Source organism: Stenotrophomonas sp. P5_A8 (assembly GCF_056400545.1).
On record NZ_JBFULB010000469.1, the window covers coordinates 1 to 2,170 of the forward strand.

At 64.3% G+C, this 2,170-nt stretch carries 4 protein-coding genes; all 4 read left to right on the forward strand.

From position 1 onward, the window contains the following. Positions 1-407 (forward strand): septum site-determining protein MinC (gene minC / locus AC1DQP_RS19660; RefSeq protein ID WP_478052319.1); only part of this gene is annotated, 407 nt, incomplete at its 5' end. 36 nt (positions 408-443) lie between these two features. After that, positions 444-1,253, forward strand: a complete 810-nt coding sequence (gene minD / locus AC1DQP_RS19665; protein WP_256776357.1) for a septum site-determining protein MinD — start codon at positions 444-446, stop codon at positions 1,251-1,253. Positions 1,254-1,255: 2 nt separating this feature from the next. After that, positions 1,256-1,516 carry a cell division topological specificity factor MinE gene (gene minE, locus AC1DQP_RS19670; protein WP_017355894.1) on the forward strand — a complete coding sequence of 87 codons (261 nt, stop codon included), beginning with the start codon at positions 1,256-1,258 and terminating at the stop codon, positions 1,514-1,516. A gap of 49 nt (positions 1,517-1,565) precedes the next feature. Next, positions 1,566-2,051, forward strand: a complete 486-nt coding sequence (locus AC1DQP_RS19675; RefSeq protein WP_457321759.1) for a hypothetical protein — start codon at positions 1,566-1,568, stop codon at positions 2,049-2,051. Positions 2,052-2,170 lie beyond the last annotated feature (119 nt).

A 2,170-nucleotide genomic window follows, 5' to 3' on the forward strand; every position in this document is an offset into this window, starting at 1 on the left:
CGCCTGACCCGGAACCGGCGCGGCGCGCACGCGCCGCCGCGCCGGCACCGGCCGCGGTCGATCCGGCCAAGGCACCGCAGCCCGGTCGCATGCAGACCAGCAACGTGCGCTCGGGCCAGCAGCTGTACGCGGAAAACTGCGACCTCACGGTGATGGCGACCGTCGGCGCGGGTGCCGAGGTGATCGCCGACGGCAGCATCCACATCTACGGTACGCTGCGGGGCCGTGCCCTGGCAGGTGCCCAAGGCAACACCACGGCGCGTATCTTCTGCCGTGAATTCCATGCTGAACTGGTCGCAATCGCCGGCCATTACAAGGTACTGGACGATGTCCCGGACACCCTGCGCGGCAAGGCCGTGCAGGTGTGGCTGGAACAGGACCAGATCAAGATCGCGGCGCTGGACTGATCCGGCGCCCACACAAAATGAATCAGGAGAAGTCCTTTGGCTGAAATCATCGTAGTCACTTCCGGCAAGGGCGGCGTGGGCAAGACCACCAGCAGCGCCAGCCTGGCATGCGGCCTGGCACGGCGCGGCAAGAAGGTGGCGGTGATCGACTTCGACGTCGGCCTGCGCAACCTCGACCTGATCATGGGCTGCGAGCGCCGGGTGGTGTACGACTTCGTCAACGTCGTGCACGGTGAGGCGACGCTCAAGCAGTCGCTGATCAAGGACAAGCGCTTTGACAACCTGTACGTGCTGGCCGCTTCGCAGACCCGCGACAAGGATGCGCTGACCCAGGAAGGCGTGGGCAAGGTGCTCAAGGACCTCGCCGCGGACGGCTTCGATTACATCATCTGCGACTCGCCGGCCGGCATCGAGAAGGGTGCGTTCCTGGCGATGTACTACGCCGACCGTGCGGTGGTGGTGGTGAATCCGGAAGTGTCCTCGGTACGCGACTCGGACCGCATCATCGGCCTGCTCGATTCGAAGACGCACAAGGCCGAGTCGGGCCAGGATGTGCCGGCGTTCCTGCTGCTCACGCGCTACAGCCCGGCACGGGTGGAAAGTGGCGAGATGCTGAGCATCACCGACGTGGAAGAGGTGCTGGGCCTGAAGGCCATTGGCGTGGTGCCCGAGTCGGGCGACGTGCTCAATGCGTCCAACAAGGGCGAGCCGGTGATCCTGGACCCCGAATCGGCGGCGGGCCAGGCGTATGAAGATGCGGTCGGCCGCATTCTTGGCGAAGAGCGTCCGATGCGCTTCACCACCGTGGAGAAGAAAGGCTTCTTCAGCAAGCTGTTCGGAGGGTAAGCATGGGACTGTTCGATTTCCTGAACCGGAAGAAGACCACTGCCGAAACGGCGAAGAACCGTCTGCAGATCATCATCGCGCAGGAACGCAGCCATCGCGGTGGCCCCGATTACCTGCCGCTGTTGCAGCGTGAGCTGCTGGAAGTGATCAAGAAGTACGTGAACATCGACGCCGATGCGGTAAAGGTGGATCTGGTGAAGGACGGGGAGCACGATGTGCTCGATATTTCCGTCGCCTTGCCGGAAGGTCCGCAACAACCCTGATGCGATAGCGCCCCTTCCCGTCCGGGCGGGGGCGCGCGACATGACCACGATGAACGATGCTGTGATCCAGACCGAGCCGCAGGTGACGCGGGTCGGCGATATCCGTTTCGACGATGCAGTTGCCCTGCTTGCGGCGCACGCGTTGCGTCTGCACCGTGTGGCCGAGGCTGCGCCGATTCCGGGCAGTTACTGGGGCGAGCCGGAGGCTGGGATCATCGGCAGCGATGTGTATGTGCGCGATGACACGCCAGTGCACTCGATGCTGCACGAGGCCTGCCACCTGATCGTGCTGCCGCCAGAGCGGCGTGCGCTGGTGCATACCGATGCCACCGATTCGGTGCCCGAGGAAGATGCCACCTGTTACCTGCAGGTCGTGCTGGCCGGGCAATTGCCGGGCGTGGGCAGTGATCGGCTGATGCAGGACATGGATGCGTGGGGGTATACGTATCGGCTGGGCTCTACGCGCGCGTGGTTCGAGCAGGATGCAGACGATGCCAAAGCGTGGTTGCTCGAACGCGGCCTTCTTCCTGCGTAAATCCGCATGCGCGGCCACGTCCGGGCGCGTGGCGACGCGCCCGACCTCGCGGCGACCTTCTTTTCACCCAGCGCAGTTCGAGCAGGATGCTGGATGCACTTGCCTGATTGATCGAACAC

Coding starts and splice junctions, on each gene's coding strand:
- minE (WP_017355894.1), top strand. CDS start 1,256: ATGGGACTGTTCGATTTCCTGAACCGGAAGAAGACCACTGCCGAAACG.
- AC1DQP_RS19675 (WP_457321759.1), top strand. CDS start 1,566: ATGAACGATGCTGTGATCCAGACCGAGCCGCAGGTGACGCGGGTCGGC.